This is a genomic window from Aeromicrobium sp. Leaf272, from assembly GCF_001422865.1.
In the GTDB taxonomy this organism is placed as follows: domain Bacteria; phylum Actinomycetota; class Actinomycetes; order Propionibacteriales; family Nocardioidaceae; genus Aeromicrobium.
The window spans coordinates 327,610-341,072 of the sequence record NZ_LMMY01000011.1; the positions used below are offsets into that span (position 1 = coordinate 327,610).

The following is a 13,463-nucleotide window of genomic DNA, read 5'->3' on the forward strand; positions in this document are numbered from 1 at the left end:
TTTGCGCCCGCTGCCCGGTCATCGAGCAGTGCCGCGAGCACGCGCTCACCGTCCAGGAGCCGTACGGCGTCTGGGGCGGACTGAGCGAGGCCGAGCGCCGCGAGATCCTCGAGCGTCGCCCCCGCACCACCGACGTCGCCTGAGACGTCGCCCCCCAACGAACAGGAGGACAGACATGTCCGACACGTCCTTGAACGGCAAGACCGTCGCCTTTCTCACCGCCCAGATCGGGGTGGAGAAGCCCGAGCTCGAGCAGCCGTGGCAGGCCGTCCTCGACGCCGGCGGGACTCCGGTCCACGTGGCACCCGAGGCCTCGACGGTGCAGTCCATGGTCGGTGACGTCGACAAGGACGCCACCTTCGAGGCCACCGTGGCTGTGGCCGACGCCTCGGCGGCCGACTACGACGCGCTCGTGCTGCCCGGTGGCACCGTGAACGCCGACAAGGTGCGTGCCGACGCCGACTCCGTCGCGCTCGTGAAGGCGTTCGTCGACGCGGGCAAGCCGATCGCGGCGATCTGCCACGCGCCCTGGATCCTCGTCGAGGCCGGCGTGCTGCCGGGCAAGACGCTCACGTCGTTCCCGTCGCTGACCACCGACGTCCGCAACGCGGGCGGCACGTGGGAGGACGCGGAGGTCGTGCACTGCCCGGCGAACGGCTGGGACCTCGTCACCTCGCGCAACCCCGACGACCTGCCCGCGTTCGACGCGAAGCTCGTCGAGGTCTTCGCGGGCTGACGCCCCCGACGCCCACCCGGACAGCACCGAGGCGCCACCTGCTCCGTGGAGCGGGTGGCGCCTCGTCGTGCGGGTCGGTCGGGCCTCAGGAGCCGGGCCACTCCCCGGTGACCTTCTCGAAGGTGCGCGCGCCCTGGCGGTCGATGACGGCCTTGACGGCGGCGTAGATCGCGCCCTGGAGCACGGCGGCGAGCATGATCTCCTTGAACGGGTACTCGCTCTGCAGCGGACCGGGGACGTCGCCGCTGGCGTCCGTCGAGGGGCTCACCCGCTTCCAGACCTGCTTGAAGATCATGCTGGCGAACAGGCCGCCGAGGATGGAGCTCACGAGCCCGACGGGCCGGTAGAGGACCTTGGCGGAGGTGCTGGGCTTCTTCTGCGGGGCACTGGACGGCATGGTCCCGACGGTAGCCACGGACGCTTCGATCCGCATCACGACGCCCGTCCCCCCGATGCGGACGGGCGTCGCGGACCGGACGCGTCGCCGCCCCCTGGAGGAGGGCGACGACGCGGCCTCAGGAACGACCGTGTCCGGAGAGCACGGTCGGCCGGCGACGGTGTCCCGCCGTCGCCGGATGGGTGAGGGCGGCCCCGAGCGCGGCCGTGGCGACGACGCGGCGCACCTGGCGTCGGCGTCGCTCGATCTCGGACCTGCGGTGGGCAGGTGCGGCGATGCGCTCCACGGTGTCTCCTCTCGTCGTCGCATCCACTGTGTCGCGCCCGGACAGGACGATGCGAGGGTCGAGCGGCTCAACCGACGTGGGCCTGCGGGCCCACCCGGCGCACGGGAAGGAGCCGAAGGGGTCAGTCGGTGCTGACGCGCACGGCGAGCTTGCCGTGCACGTGACCCTCCTGGCTGCGGGCGAAGGCCGCGGGAAGCTCCTCGAGGGGGTAGGTGTCCTCCACCTCGATGCGCAGCGTGCCGTCGTCGACCAGCCCGACGAGCCGACCCAGGTCGTCGGCGTCGGGGCGCACCCACAACCAGGCGCCGCCGGCACCGAGCACGGCGTCGTCGGCGATGGAGGCGTGACGGCCGTCCTCCTCGAGCAGCGCCGTGGTCTGGTCCACGACGCCGCCGACGAGGTCGAGCACCACGGAGACGCCGTCGGGGGCGAGCCCGCGCACGGCCTCGACCAGGCCGTCGCCGTACTCGACCGGCTCCCCACCGAGCTCGCGGATGCGGTCGTGCTGGCTGCTGGACGCCGATCCGATCACCCGGGCGCGGAAGGCCCGCGCGGCCAGCTGCACCGCGAACGAGCCGACGCCTCCGCCGGCACCGTGCACGAGGACCGTGTCCTCCGGGCCGACCTCGAGCCGCTCGAGCGCCTGGAAGGCGGTCAGGCCGGCGAGCGGGAGCGACGCGGCCTCCTCCCACGACACGTCGACCGGCTTGCGGGCGGCGGCACGCACCGGGACCGTCGTGTACTCGGCGAAGGTCCCGCCGTGGACGTAGTCCTTGCGGTTGTAGGCCACGACCTCGTCGCCCACGGAGAACTCGGGCGTGTCGATGCCCACCTGGGCCACGACACCGGCGACGTCCCAGCCCGGGACCACGGGGAACCGGACGTCCATGAGGGCGTCGAGGCCACCGCTCATGAGCTTCCAGTCGACGGGGTTCACGGAGGCCGCTCGCACCTCCACGAGCAGCTCACCCGGTCCGACCTTGGGGGTCGGCTGGTCGGTGAGCTCGAGGACGTCGTCGTCTCCGTACTGGGCATAGGTCATGGCACGCATGTCATGGTCAACGGACCACGGCGGCGGACCATTCCATCCGCATTCCATCCGCGCCCCGGAGGGAGTCGTGCCGCCTACCCTCGTCCCATGAGCACCCCGGACTTCATCCTCGCCCTTCGCGAGAAGATCGGGACCGACCCGCTGTGGCTCCCCGGCGTCACGGCGGTGACCACGCGCGGCGACGAGGTCCTGCTCGTCCGCCGGGCCGACGACGGCACGTGGACACCGGTCACCGGCATCATCGACCCCGGCGAGGAGCCTGCCGACGCCGCGGTGCGGGAGACCCTCGAGGAGGCCGGCGTCGAGGCGGAGCCGGTGCGGGTCGCGCGCGTGGGGGTCACCGACGTCGTCGTCTACGCCAACGGCGACCGGACCCAGTACACGGACATCACCTTCGGCCTGCGGTGGGTCTCGGGCGAGCCGCACCCCGCCGACGGCGAGAACACCGAGGCGCGCTGGTTCGCCCTCGACGACCTGCCGGACATGACCGCCGACATGCGCGGTCGCGTGGCCGCCGCCCTCGAGGACGGTCCGACGACCTTCGGCTGGTCGGGGGCCTGAGCCTCAGGACTCGGCGGCCAGGGCGGTCGCGAAGCCGAGCATGACCACGCCCGTGCCGCCGTCGATGCCGCGTCGGAACCCCGGACGGGCGATCCGTGACGCGGCGGCGGACGCCCCGTGCACGACCACGAGCAGCACCACGGCGCCCACCGCCACGAGGGTCAGCGCATAGGCAGCGAGCACGGCCACGCCCTGGTCGCGGCCCACGAACTGCGGCAGCACCGCGAGGTTGAAGGCGAGCACCTTGGGGTTCGTGATGTTGCAGACGAAGCCCTGGCGCACGGCGGTGCGACGCCGCACCTGGGCGCGGCCCGAGCCGACGGCCCAGGCGCTCCCGTCGCGGCGCAGGGCCGAGCGCAGGGCCGTGACCCCGAGCCACGTGAGGTAGACGACCCCGGCCCACCGGATCGTGAGGAACACCGGCTCGGAGGCAGCGAGCACCGCACCCAGTCCCATCGCGGCGAGGAGTCCCTGGACCGCACCGGCGGCCGTGATGCCGGCGGCCGTGTACATCCCGCGCCGACGTCCGCCCACGACGCTGGCGCGCAGGGTCAGGAACGTGTCGGGTCCCGGCGCGACGGCGAGCAGCGCCGCGAACGCCAGGAAGGAGAGGTACGTGGCCACGGGACGAGCGTAGGGCCCCGCGACCGTGGTCGTGACCGCTTCCGAGGGGGCTGAGGCCTGCGTCGACGCGACCCGGCTCACACCGGTCCCCGGAACGGTCGGGGCGGGCCGTTCGTCCCACCTCTCGTACCGTCCACACGACCTCGGGGGTCCCATGTCCACGCAGTCCACATCGACCCGGGCCACGTCCGGCCTCGCTCGCACGCTCGACCACCACCGGCCCGCCGTCGCCCGCGACGCCGGCCTGCTCCTCGGCCGGGTGGTCGTCGGCGTCGTCTTCGTCGTGCACGGCTGGCAGAAGTGGTCGGCCGGGATCGGTGGCACGCAGGACGGGTTCGCTCAGATGGGCGTGCCGCTGGCCGACGTCACCGCCGTGCTCCTGGCCACGCTGGAGGTGGCGGGCGGCGTCCTGCTCGTCGCCGGCGCACTGACCACGGTCGTGGCACCGCTGCTCGGCGTGGCCATGCTGGGCGCGGCCTGGTTCGCCCACCGCGACGCGTTTCTCGTCGCCGACGGTGGCGCCGAGTTCGTGATCGTGCTGGCGGCCGCGGCCTTCCTGCTGGCGCTCGTCGGGCCCGGACGCTGGAGCGTCGACGCCCTGCTCGCGCGCCCCCGCCCCGCCTGACTCCCGTCCCGCCTGACTCCCGCGGCGGCCTACGGTGGCCCATGGGCTGGTGGGACCGGCACGTGGTGCCACGGATCGTCGACCGCGCCTGCGGTGACGCGCAGCTCGACGACGTCCGCGTGCGGGTCGCCCGCGGGTTGCGCGGCCGTGTGCTCGAGATCGGCTTCGGTTCGGGCACCAGCTGTCGCTTCCTGCCCCCGGCGGTGGACGAGCTGCTGGCCGTCGAGCCCTCCGACGTGGCGTGGGAGCTGTCCGCCGGGCGGCGCGGCGACTGCTCGGCGGCGGTCCGGCGTGTGGGCCTCGACGGGTCAAGGGTCGACGTCGGGACCGGGTCGGTCGACGCGGTCCTGTTCGCGTTCACGCTCTGCACCGTCGAGGACCCGGCCGCCGTCCTGGCCGAGGCTCGTCGTGTGCTGCGCCCGGACGGCGCCCTGCACCTGGCCGAGCACGGGCTCGCTCCCGACGCGGGCGTCGTGCGCTGGCAGCGTCGGCTCGACGGCGTGCAGCAGCGGTCGTTCGGGGGCTGCCACCTGACGCGCGACCCCGTCGAGATACTCGAGCGCGCCGGGTTCGCGACGAACCGGCTCGACCAGGGCTACCTCCCGGTCCCGCCGATGGGACGCCCGTGGGCTTTCGTCACGACCGCCGTGGCCACGGCGACTACGGTGGGGGACGTCGACGACGAGGAGATGACATGAGCACGATCGTGGCGGGATATGTCCCGACCCCCGAGGGCGAGGCCGCGCTGGCGTGGGCCCTGGCCCAGGCCAAGAGGGACGGCTCGCGGGTGGTCGTGGTGGCCACGCCCGGCGCCGACACCGACGAGGCGATCTCCGAGGAGCAGCAGATCGACGCGCTCGAGTCGCGCCTGGCCGAGGACGGCGTGACCGGTGAGGTCGTGCACTTCCGCGGCGCCGGCGGGGCCGCCGACTCGATCCTCGACCACGCGAAGGCCGACGACGTCTCGCTCGTGGTCATAGGTCAGCGTCGCCGCTCCCCCGTGGGCAAGCTGGTGCTCGGCAGCACGTCCCAGCGCATCCTGCTCGAGGCCGACGCCCCGGTCGTGGCGGTCAAGGTCCCGCACTGAGACGACGTGGCCGTGGGTGACGGACCGGTGGAGGACGACCACTTCTTCGTGGTCAAGGGCCGGCGGTGGCGCCGTACCGACCCCTGCCTGCCCGACGACGTGGTCGGGGCGCTCACGTCGCACCTCGGCCGCGGCCGTTCCGGAGTCCGCGTGGCGAAGAAGGACGGTGACGACGAGGCCGTGGCCGCCGCGCGTCGTCGCGTCGGGCTCGCGAAGCACGGCCTCGGCGAGCGCGGCCCGCGCTGGTGGGAGGACCACCCCGACGCCCGCCGCGCCCGGGCCCGCGAGGCGCTGGAGCAGCTCGACGCACTCGACGACTGACGAGTGCGCCCGCCGCAGCAACGTCGTCGTGTGGCGCCCCCCGGCACCCGGTCCTAGCGTGACGCCATGAACAGCCCCACCCTCTGGTACGTGGCCGGACTCCTCTTCGTGGTCGCCGGCATCGTGAGCCTCGTGAGCGGGACCACGACCATCGCCCTGCTTCTCCTCGCCGCGGGCCTGCTGTCACTGTCCGTCCCGAGCTACAACAACAGCCGCCGGCGGAAGTAGTCGATCACCGCCCACCCGGGCAACCGCCCTCGCGGAGAGCCTCAGCCGTCCAGCACGTCGCCGAAAGGCTCGGTGACGTCCGGTGCCGAGCGCCCGTGGACGGCCCCCCGGGCCCGCTTGCCACGTCAGCTCGCCGACGACCTCAGGAACGCTGGTGCCACTCGGAGTGCTCGGCCTGCGACTCGTAGGCGACGACCGCACCGCAGGTGAGGCAGGTGGGCATCCTGACCCCGCGCGTCGTCAGGCGGAAGCCCGCGAGAACTGCCACCCGATCGACGCCGAAGAAGGCGCTGGTCCGCGAGAAGACTCCCATGCCCGCCACGGTAGTTCAGCCCTCACCGCGCACGAGTCCGGTCTACTCGGGTCCCAGCGACGAACGAGCCCCGGCAGCAGTGCTGCCGGGGCTCGGTCGTTCGGTGTGCGCGAGGGGGGACTCCGTCGGTCGCTGAGCGACCTCCTCCTCAAATCCCCGCACCATCGATGCACACGCCAGCACCGGGCCCCAGCAACGAACGAGCCCCGACAGCAGTGCTGTCGGGGCCCGGTCCTGTCGTGTGCGCGAGGGGGGATTTGAACCCCCACGCCCTTGCGGACACTGGCACCTGAAGCCAGCGCGTCTGCCGTTCCGCCACTCGCGCATGGTTCCCGGAGGAACCGATCGCCGAGTCTAACAGGAGGCGTGCGGGCCGATCCCCCGCGGGGCGCGGAGCACCCGCCCACCGTGGACGTCATCGGTGGATCCTCGACTGCAGAGGCGCCGCCGGGGTCGAACATCCACCGATGGGGGCGTCCGAAGGGCCTGATGCTGCGAATCCACCGATGACGGGGTGGAACGTGTTCGCGTGCGAGTTCGCGTGCTGCGGCCCTGCCGATACGATCGTCGGGACCACCGACGACACCCGCGACCCGACCGGCAGGAGCGACACCTGATGGCAGGAGTGCTGAGCCGCTTCGAGCAGCGACTCGAAGGCGCCGTCACCGGTGCGTTCGCCCGCGCGTTCCGCAGCGCCGTGCAGCCCGTCGAGATCGCCGCCGCCATCCAGCGCGAGGTCGACAACTCCGCCCACGTGCTGTCGCGCCAGCGGATGCTGGTCCCCAACGACTTCACCGTCGAGCTGTCCGCCGTCGACCACGAGCGGCTCTCGCCCTTCGGCGACACGCTCACCACCGAGCTGGCCACGCTCGTCCAGGAGCACGTGACCGAGCAGCGGTACACGCTGGCAGGCCCGCTCAGCATCCAGCTCGTGATGGCGACCGAGCTCGGCACCGGCCGGTTCCGCGTCCGCAGCCGCACCAACGCGTCGGTCCGCCCCGTCGAGGGCCAGCGGATGACCGAGACCGCCGTCCGCAGCTCGCAGGTGGTGCTCGAGGTCAACGGCCTCAAGCACCCCCTCACCCCGCCCGGCGTGGTCGTCGGGCGCGGCAGCGAGGCCGACCTGCGCATCGACGACCCGGGCATCTCGCGCCGGCACGCCGACATCAAGGTCCACGAGTCCGGCGGCAACACGAGCGTCACGGTCACCGACCTTCAGTCCACCAACGGTGTCATCCTCAACGGGCAGCGCGTGCAGACCGCGTCGGTCCGCGACGGGTCCGAGATCCGCCTCGGCAACACCACCCTCACCATCCGCATCACGACGAGCGAGGCCTGATGTCGGACCTGACCCTCACCCTCATCAAGATCGGCTTCCTCGCCGTCCTGTGGCTGTTCGTCCTGTCGGCCGTCTCCGTCATCCGCTCCGACATCTTCGGCGCGAAGGCCCCCGCGGCCAAGGCCAAGCGCCAGCCCAAGGCCGCGGCGGCGCCCAAGCCGACCAAGGGCGGCAAGAAGCAGCGCACCCCGCGCGGCGCGCCCACCAAGCTGCAGGTCGTGTCGGGTCCCAACTCCGGCCAGAGCGTCCCCCTCGGCGAGGGCCCGGTGCTGCTCGGCCGCGGCACCGACGCCGCCATCCGCCTCGACGACGACTACGTGTCCACGCGCCACGCACGCTTCGCCACCAACGGCGAGCAGTGGTTCGTCGAGGACCTCGGCTCCACCAACGGCACCTACCTGGGCAGCCAGCGCATCACCTCACCCACGCCCGTCGGCCTCGGACTGCAGGTCCGCCTGGGCAAGACGATCGTCGAGCTGCGGAAGTAGGGCGATGACCTCCCTGACCTTGCGCTACGTCGCGCTGACCGACGTCGGCCTGCGCCGCTCGATGAACCAGGACTCCGGCTACGCGAGCGGCCGGCTCATCGCCGTCGCCGACGGCATGGGTGGCGCAGCGGCCGGCGACCTCGCCTCCGCGGAGGCCATGAACGTCATCCGCCAGCTCGACCGCGAGCTGCCCGACATCGACCCGCTCGAGGCCCTCGAGAAGGCCGTCGCCCACGCCAACCACCGACTTGGCGAGCTGGTGCAGGACGACCCCTCGGTCGAGGGCATGGGCACCACGCTCGAGGCCATGCTGTGGGACGGCGAGCGCTTCGCCACCGCCCACATCGGCGACTCCCGCGCCTACCTGCTGCGCGACGGCGAGCTCACCCAGATCAGCACCGACCACACCTTCGTGCAGAGCCTCGTGGAGGAGGGCAAGCTGACGCCCGAGGAGGCGCGTGTGCACCCGCACCGCTCGCTCCTGCTGCGCGTCATGCTCGGCCGCGACGACAACGAGGCCGACTTCGACTGGTTCGAGGGCCAGCTGGGCGACCGCTTCCTGCTGTGCAGCGACGGCCTCTCCGACATGGTCGACGACGCCACGATCGAGCGCCTCTTGTCCTCGGAGACCATCGACGCCGCCGCCTCCGAGCTGGTCCGCACGGCCCTCGAGAACGGTGGGTACGACAACGTCACGGTCGTCATCGGTGAGCTCGTGGAGGACGACGGGGAGCCCGACGAGAACCTGTCGTCATCCGACGGCCAGCCGCAGCTGGTCGGCGCGGCGTCCGGCGGACCGCGACCCCGGACCGGCCAGGCCTCCGGCGGCACCGGCAAGTCCCGCACCCGCGGCGAGGCCAAGCGCGAGCGTGAGCCGGACCCCGAGGAGCTGCGCTACGCGCCGGTCCCACCCAGCAAGTGGCGCTGGGTGCGTCGGCTCGTGGCGCTCGCCGTGGTCGTCGGGGCGATCGCCGCGGGACTCTTCTACGCCTACCAGTGGACGCAGGACCAGTACTACGTGGCCGCGTCCGACGGCAAGGTCACGATCTACCGCGGTGTGCAGGCCGACATCCCGCTCGTCACGCTGCAGCGCGTCGACGAGGTCACCGACATCGAGCTCGACACCCTGCCGGCGTTCCGCGCCGAGCAGGTCGAGGGCGGGCTCGAGGCCGACAGCCGGGCCAACGCCGAGCAGATCGTCGAGAACCTGCGCGACCTCGCCGTCGTGCCCAAGCCCACTCCGTCGCCGTCCCCCACGCCCAGCGCGAGCGCCTCGGCCGACGACGAGCAGGGGGCCTAGGTCATGACCACCCCCACCCTCGTCCCACGCAAGCGCCGCGGGGCCGAGCTGACGCTCACGCTGCTCGCCATCTGCATCGGCGTGGCTGCCTACTGCGCGGTCGGCCTCGGCTCGGAGGGACGCATCCCGGCGGGCGCCGTCAAGCTGGCCGGCTGCCTCGTGGTCGCCGCCATCGCGACCCACCTGTTCGTCCGCAAGGTCGCGCCCTACGCCGACCCCGTGCTCCTGCCGCTGGTCATCTGCCTCAACGGTCTCGGCCTGGCGATGATCTACCGCATCGACCTCGGCTGCGAGGACCTGTGCCTCGGCGGCAACTACGCGCCGCTCGCGAACTCCCAGCTCATCTGGTCGGCCCTCGGGATCGTCGCGTTCGCCGTGGTGCTGCTCGTGGTGCGCGACCACCGACGCCTGCAGGCCTACACGTACACCTTCGGCTTCCTCGCCCTGGCGCTGCTCGTCCTGCCCCTGCTGCCGGTGATCGGGCAGAACATCCGCGGCGCCCGCATCTGGATCAACCTCGGGCCGTTCAGCTTCCAGCCCGGCGAGGCCGCCAAGATCTGCCTGGCCATCTTCTTCGCCGGCTACCTGGTCGTGAAGCGCGACGCGCTCGCCCTCGCGGGACGCCGCTTCGCCGGCATCGACCTGCCCCGCGGCCGCGACCTCGGACCCATCGGCGTCGGCTGGCTCATCAGCATCGGCATCCTCGTCTTCCAGCGCGACCTCGGCTCCTCGCTGCTCTTCTTCGGCCTCTTCGTGGTCATGCTCTACATCGCCACCGAGCGCCCCGGTTGGCTCGTGGTCGGCGGCGGGCTGTTCGTGGTCGGCGCCTACTTCGGCTACCTGGCGTTCGGTCACGTCCGGGTGCGCTTCGACGCCTGGCTCGACCCGTTCGCCGATCCCGACCGCAACGGCCAGATCATCAACGGCCTGTTCGGCATGGCCTACGGCGGCATCCTCGGCACGGGCTGGGGCCAGGGAAGTCCCCAGCTCACGCCGTTCTCGTTCTCGGACTTCATCGCGGCGGCCATGGGNGGCATGCGCATCGCCCTCACCTGCCGCGACGCGTTCGGCAAGCTCCTCGCGGCCGGCCTCGCCGTCTCGATGGCCCTGCAGATCTTCGTCGTCATCGGCGGCGTCACGCGGCTCATCCCGCTCACCGGCCTCACGACGCCGTTCATGGCCCAAGGCGGATCGTCGGTGGTCATGAACTGGGCCATCATCGCGCTGCTCCTGCGCATCAGCGACCAGACGCGGCGCCCCGCGCCCGAGGTGTCGCAGTTCGACCACGACGAGGAGACCCAGGTGGTGAAGCTGTCATGAACAAGCCCATCCGCAACCTCGCCGTCGCGTGCCTCGTGCTGTTCGCGGCGCTGCTCATCAACGTCAACGTGGTCCAGTTCGTGCAGGCCACGGACCTCAACGACCGCCAGGGCAACAAGCGCGTCATCGACGCCGACTTCTCGCGCGACCGCGGCGCCATCCTCGTCGGCGACGAGGCGATCGCCGAGAGCGAGCCGAGCGACGACCAGTACAAGTACCAGCGCACCTACCCGCAGGCCGAGCTGTACGCACCGCTCACCGGCTACTTCTCCTACCTGTACGGCAGCGAGAACCTCGAGCGGTCGCAGAACCGCGTGCTCTCGGGCAACGACAACCGGCTGTTCGTCAGCCGCGTGATCGACCTGTTCGCCAACAAGAAGCCCCAGGGCGGCAGCGTCGAGCTGACCATCGACCCCCAGGCGCAGAAGGTGGCCGCCAGCGGGCTCGAGGCCCTCGGCAAGGACACCAAGGGCGCCGTCGCCGCGCTCGACCCGAAGACGGGCGAGGTGCTCGCCATGGTCAGTCAGCCGTCCTACGACCCCAACGCCCTGGCCAGCCACGACTTCGGCGAGGTCGCCGACGCCATGGAGAAGCTGCAGGGCGACGACGACGACCCGCTCACCAACCGGGCCACCGAGCAGATCCTGCCCCCCGGCTCCACGTTCAAGCTGGTCACCGCCGCGGCTGCGCTCGACGAGCTGGGCCTGGAGCCCGACGACGACGTCAAGGGCGGCGCGCGCCTGTCGTTCCCCGGCATCGACTACACGCTGCCCAACGAGAACGGTGGCAACTGCGGCGGCGACGAGATCACCTTCGAGCGCGCCCTCCAGGTCTCCTGCAACGTCTCCTTCGGCGACCTCGCCGGCAAGATCGGCCAGGACAAGCTCGAGGAGCAGGCACGCAAGTTCGGCTTCGGCACCGACCCGATCGAGGGCCTGCGCAACAACGCCAGCCGCTTCACGGTCGAGGGCACCGACCTCGAGGCCCCGCAGCTCGCCCAGAGCGGCATCGGCCAGTTCGAGGTCGCGGCCACTCCGCTGCAGATGGCCATGGTCGGCGCCGGCATCGCCAACGACGGTGTCGTCATGAAGCCGCAGGTGGTCAAGACCGTGCGCTCGCCCAGCCTCCGGGTCATCGAGTCCCTCGAGCCCGAGGAGCTCAGCGAGGCCATGACCTCCGACAACGCCGCCAAGCTGCGCGACATGATGGTCGCGACGGTCGAGTCCGGGACGGCCACCTCGGCCCAGATCCCCGGCGTCGACGTCGGCGCCAAGACCGGGACGGCGCAGTCCACCGCGGACCGTCCCCCCTACGCCTGGTTCGTGGCCCTCGCCCCGGCCGACGACCCCAAGGTCGCCGTCGCCGTGGTCGTGGAGTCCTCGGACACCGCCCGCAACGAGATCGCCGGCGGACGTCTCGCCGGCCCCATCGCACGCTCCGTCATCGAGGCGGTGCTCGGTGAGTGACTTCGACCCCTCAGGGAGAGTGACACCATGACCGGTACCCCCGACGAGCCCATCCTGCTCGGCGAGCGCTACGAGCTCGGCGGACTGCTGGGGCGCGGCGGCATGGCCGACGTCCGCGTGGCCCGCGACCTGCGTCTCGGCCGCACCGTGGCGATCAAGCAGCTGCGGGCCGACCTGTCCTCCGACGACACCTTCCAGGCCCGCTTCCGGCGCGAGGCCCAGTCCGCGGCCGCCCTGAACCACCCGGCAGTCGTCGCCGTCTACGACACCGGCGACTCCACCGACAAGCACGGCAACCACATCCCGTACATCGTCATGGAGTACGTGGAGGGCCAGACGCTGCGCGAGATCCTGCGCGACGACCGCAAGATCCTGCCCGAGCGGGCGCTGTCGATCACCGCCGACGTGCTCAGCGCGCTCGACTACTCGCACCGGTCCGGCATCATCCACCGTGACATCAAGCCGGCCAACGTCATGCTGACGCCGTCGGGCCAGGTCAAGGTCATGGACTTCGGCATCGCCCGCGCGATCGCCGACTCCTCCAGCGCCATGACGCAGACCGCGGCCGTCATCGGCACCGCGCAGTACCTCTCCCCCGAGCAGGCGCGCGGCGAGACCGTCGACGCCCGCTCCGACATCTACTCCACCGGCTGCCTGCTCTACGAGCTGCTCACCGGGCGCCCGCCGTTCGTCGGCGACAGCCCCGTGTCGGTGGCGTACCAGCACGTCCGCGAGGAGGCCCGTCCTCCGTCGCAGCTGAACCCCGACGTGTCGCAGCCGGTCGACCACATCGTCGCCAAGGCCCTCGCCAAGCGCACCGACGACCGCTACCAGTCGGCCGCCGACATGCGCAAGGACCTCGAGCGCGCCATCGCCGGCCAGCACGTCGACGCTCCCACGCAGGCCACCTCGGCCATCCCGGCGGCCACCGCCGTGGCCCCTGCCGTCGCCGCCGCAGCCGCCACGGGCACCCAGCCCGCCGTGGCCGACGACGAGGAGGAGGAGAAGAAGAACAAGGCCCTGTGGTGGGCGCTCGGCATCCTCGCCGCGCTGATCATCGCCGGCCTCGCGTACTTCCTGCTCGCCGGCAACGACACCGAGGACCCGGCCCAGGTGCGCGTGCCCGACGTGGTCGGCCAGGACGCCGTGGCCGCCCAGCGCACCCTCGAGGGCGAGGGGTTCACCGTCACGACCGAGGAACGTCCCGACGCCGACGTCGAGAGCGGCAACGTCGTCTCCCAGACCCCCGAGGGCGACTCCATGGCCCCCGACGGCTCGGAGATCGAGCTGATCGTGTCGTCCGGACCCGAGCAGGTCCAGG

At 72.0% G+C, this 13,463-nt stretch carries 19 protein-coding genes, 1 tRNA gene and 1 pseudogene; 15 read left to right on the plus strand and 6 right to left on the minus strand.

What is annotated here, in order from left to right; all coding sequences use genetic code 11:
• On the plus strand, positions 1–143 hold a 143-nt coding region (locus tag ASF38_RS17170; RefSeq protein ID WP_162237328.1), incomplete at its 5' end, for a WhiB family transcriptional regulator.
• A gap of 32 nt (positions 144–175) precedes the next feature.
• Entirely contained in the window at positions 176–736 is a 561-nt protein-coding gene (locus tag ASF38_RS08635) for a DJ-1/PfpI/YhbO family deglycase/protease (protein WP_056575161.1), read from the plus strand.
• Between the two features lie 85 nt (positions 737–821).
• Here ASF38_RS08635 and ASF38_RS08640 read toward each other — a convergent pair whose 3' ends face one another.
• From ASF38_RS08640 to ASF38_RS08645, 3 genes are all read right to left on the minus strand, one after another.
• A complete protein-coding gene (locus tag ASF38_RS08640) occupies positions 822–1,133 on the minus strand; it encodes a DUF4235 domain-containing protein (RefSeq protein ID WP_055966037.1) in 312 nt (103 codons plus the stop codon).
• A gap of 118 nt (positions 1,134–1,251) precedes the next feature.
• Positions 1,252–1,419, minus strand: coding sequence for a hypothetical protein (locus tag ASF38_RS17495; protein WP_156366856.1), 168 nt, complete (start codon positions 1,417–1,419; stop codon positions 1,252–1,254).
• Between the two features lie 121 nt (positions 1,420–1,540).
• The gene (locus tag ASF38_RS08645; RefSeq protein WP_200914466.1) at positions 1,541–2,461 is read right to left on the minus strand and encodes an NADP-dependent oxidoreductase; all 921 of its coding nucleotides are present in this window, start codon (positions 2,459–2,461) and stop codon (positions 1,541–1,543) included.
• A gap of 96 nt (positions 2,462–2,557) precedes the next feature.
• Here ASF38_RS08645 and ASF38_RS08650 point away from each other — a divergent pair, with 96 nt between their 5' ends.
• Entirely contained in the window at positions 2,558–3,031 is a 474-nt protein-coding gene (locus ASF38_RS08650) for an NUDIX domain-containing protein (protein ID WP_056575164.1), read from the plus strand.
• Positions 3,032–3,034: 3 nt separating this feature from the next.
• Here the strand turns inward: ASF38_RS08650 and ASF38_RS08655 are convergent, their stop codons facing one another.
• A complete protein-coding gene (locus tag ASF38_RS08655; RefSeq protein WP_055966039.1) occupies positions 3,035–3,655 on the minus strand; it encodes a LysE family translocator in 621 nt (206 codons plus the stop codon).
• Positions 3,656–3,809: 154 nt separating this feature from the next.
• Between ASF38_RS08655 and ASF38_RS08660 the strand changes: the two genes are divergently transcribed.
• The 5 genes from ASF38_RS08660 to ASF38_RS17500 all read left to right on the plus strand — a co-directional run bounded on the left by ASF38_RS08660 (position 3,810) and on the right by ASF38_RS17500 (position 5,916).
• Entirely contained in the window at positions 3,810–4,280 is a 471-nt protein-coding gene (locus ASF38_RS08660; protein WP_082480630.1) for a DoxX family protein, read from the plus strand.
• A gap of 41 nt (positions 4,281–4,321) precedes the next feature.
• On the plus strand, positions 4,322–4,978 hold the full coding sequence (locus ASF38_RS08665; protein ID WP_056575165.1) for a class I SAM-dependent methyltransferase: 657 nt from the start codon (positions 4,322–4,324) through the stop codon (positions 4,976–4,978).
• Positions 4,975–5,367 (plus strand): universal stress protein, encoded by a 393-nt coding sequence (locus tag ASF38_RS08670; protein WP_055961890.1) that lies wholly within the window; start codon positions 4,975–4,977, stop codon positions 5,365–5,367. The genes ASF38_RS08665 and ASF38_RS08670 overlap by 4 nt, the downstream gene beginning before the upstream one ends.
• Positions 5,368–5,379: 12 nt before the next feature.
• Positions 5,380–5,688, plus strand: coding sequence for a hypothetical protein (locus ASF38_RS08675; protein WP_056575450.1), 309 nt, complete (start codon positions 5,380–5,382; stop codon positions 5,686–5,688).
• Between the two features lie 66 nt (positions 5,689–5,754).
• The gene (locus ASF38_RS17500; protein WP_156364909.1) at positions 5,755–5,916 is read left to right on the plus strand and encodes a hypothetical protein; all 162 of its coding nucleotides are present in this window, start codon (positions 5,755–5,757) and stop codon (positions 5,914–5,916) included.
• Between the two features lie 142 nt (positions 5,917–6,058).
• Here the strand turns inward: ASF38_RS17500 and ASF38_RS08680 are convergent, their stop codons facing one another.
• Together ASF38_RS08680 and ASF38_RS08685 are read right to left on the minus strand one after the other, a co-directional pair.
• Entirely contained in the window at positions 6,059–6,229 is a 171-nt protein-coding gene (locus ASF38_RS08680) for a hypothetical protein (RefSeq protein WP_156364908.1), read from the minus strand.
• Between the two features lie 242 nt (positions 6,230–6,471).
• Positions 6,472–6,554 (minus strand) — tRNA-Leu (locus ASF38_RS08685).
• A 291-nt stretch (positions 6,555–6,845) separates the two neighbouring features.
• On the opposite strand from ASF38_RS08685, the gene ASF38_RS08690 reads away from it, so the two are divergent.
• From ASF38_RS08690 to pknB, 7 genes and pseudogenes are all read left to right on the plus strand, one after another.
• Complete coding sequence (locus ASF38_RS08690) at positions 6,846–7,568, plus strand: DUF3662 and FHA domain-containing protein (protein ID WP_055962086.1); 723 nt, start codon at positions 6,846–6,848, stop codon at positions 7,566–7,568.
• The gene (locus tag ASF38_RS08695; RefSeq protein WP_055962090.1) at positions 7,568–8,056 is read left to right on the plus strand and encodes an FHA domain-containing protein; all 489 of its coding nucleotides are present in this window, start codon (positions 7,568–7,570) and stop codon (positions 8,054–8,056) included. Before ASF38_RS08690 ends, ASF38_RS08695 begins: the two co-directional genes overlap by 1 nt.
• Positions 8,057–8,060: 4 nt before the next feature.
• Positions 8,061–9,356 (plus strand): PP2C family serine/threonine-protein phosphatase, encoded by a 1,296-nt coding sequence (locus ASF38_RS08700; protein WP_082480631.1) that lies wholly within the window; start codon positions 8,061–8,063, stop codon positions 9,354–9,356.
• Positions 9,357–9,359: 3 nt separating this feature from the next.
• The coding region (locus ASF38_RS08705; protein WP_235497602.1) for an FtsW/RodA/SpoVE family cell cycle protein at positions 9,360–10,387 on the plus strand (1,028 nt) is incomplete at its 3' end.
• A 1-nt stretch (position 10,388) separates the two neighbouring features.
• Positions 10,389–10,676 (plus strand): annotated as a pseudogene (locus tag ASF38_RS19265) (FtsW/RodA/SpoVE family cell cycle protein); the annotation flags it as partial.
• Entirely contained in the window at positions 10,673–12,142 is a 1,470-nt protein-coding gene (locus ASF38_RS08710) for a penicillin-binding protein 2 (protein WP_055962097.1), read from the plus strand. The pseudogene ASF38_RS19265 and the gene ASF38_RS08710, both read left to right, overlap by 4 nt.
• 27 nt (positions 12,143–12,169) lie before the next feature.
• Positions 12,170–13,463, plus strand: a 1,294-nt coding sequence (pknB, locus tag ASF38_RS08715; protein ID WP_156366874.1) for a Stk1 family PASTA domain-containing Ser/Thr kinase, incomplete at its 3' end; no start/stop codon positions are given.

What these genes read in the sequence shown, in the direction of transcription:
- ASF38_RS08635 (WP_056575161.1), top strand. Translation starts at nt 176, where the DNA reads ATGTCCGACACGTCCTTGAACGGCAAGACCGTCGCCTTTCTCACCGCC.
- ASF38_RS08640 (WP_055966037.1), bottom strand. Translation starts at nt 1,133, where the DNA reads ATGCCGTCCAGTGCCCCGCAGAAGAAGCCCAGCACCTCCGCCAAGGTC.
- ASF38_RS08645 (WP_200914466.1), bottom strand. Translation starts at nt 2,461, where the DNA reads ATGACCTATGCCCAGTACGGAGACGACGACGTCCTCGAGCTCACCGAC.
- ASF38_RS08650 (WP_056575164.1), top strand. Translation starts at nt 2,558, where the DNA reads ATGAGCACCCCGGACTTCATCCTCGCCCTTCGCGAGAAGATCGGGACC.
- ASF38_RS08660 (WP_082480630.1), top strand. Translation starts at nt 3,810, where the DNA reads ATGTCCACGCAGTCCACATCGACCCGGGCCACGTCCGGCCTCGCTCGC.
- ASF38_RS08665 (WP_056575165.1), top strand. Translation starts at nt 4,322, where the DNA reads ATGGGCTGGTGGGACCGGCACGTGGTGCCACGGATCGTCGACCGCGCC.
- ASF38_RS08670 (WP_055961890.1), top strand. Translation starts at nt 4,975, where the DNA reads ATGAGCACGATCGTGGCGGGATATGTCCCGACCCCCGAGGGCGAGGCC.
- ASF38_RS17500 (WP_156364909.1), top strand. Translation starts at nt 5,755, where the DNA reads ATGAACAGCCCCACCCTCTGGTACGTGGCCGGACTCCTCTTCGTGGTC.
- ASF38_RS08680 (WP_156364908.1), bottom strand. Translation starts at nt 6,229, where the DNA reads ATGGGAGTCTTCTCGCGGACCAGCGCCTTCTTCGGCGTCGATCGGGTG.
- ASF38_RS08690 (WP_055962086.1), top strand. Translation starts at nt 6,846, where the DNA reads ATGGCAGGAGTGCTGAGCCGCTTCGAGCAGCGACTCGAAGGCGCCGTC.
- ASF38_RS08695 (WP_055962090.1), top strand. Translation starts at nt 7,568, where the DNA reads ATGTCGGACCTGACCCTCACCCTCATCAAGATCGGCTTCCTCGCCGTC.
- ASF38_RS08700 (WP_082480631.1), top strand. Translation starts at nt 8,061, where the DNA reads ATGACCTCCCTGACCTTGCGCTACGTCGCGCTGACCGACGTCGGCCTG.
- ASF38_RS08710 (WP_055962097.1), top strand. Translation starts at nt 10,673, where the DNA reads ATGAACAAGCCCATCCGCAACCTCGCCGTCGCGTGCCTCGTGCTGTTC.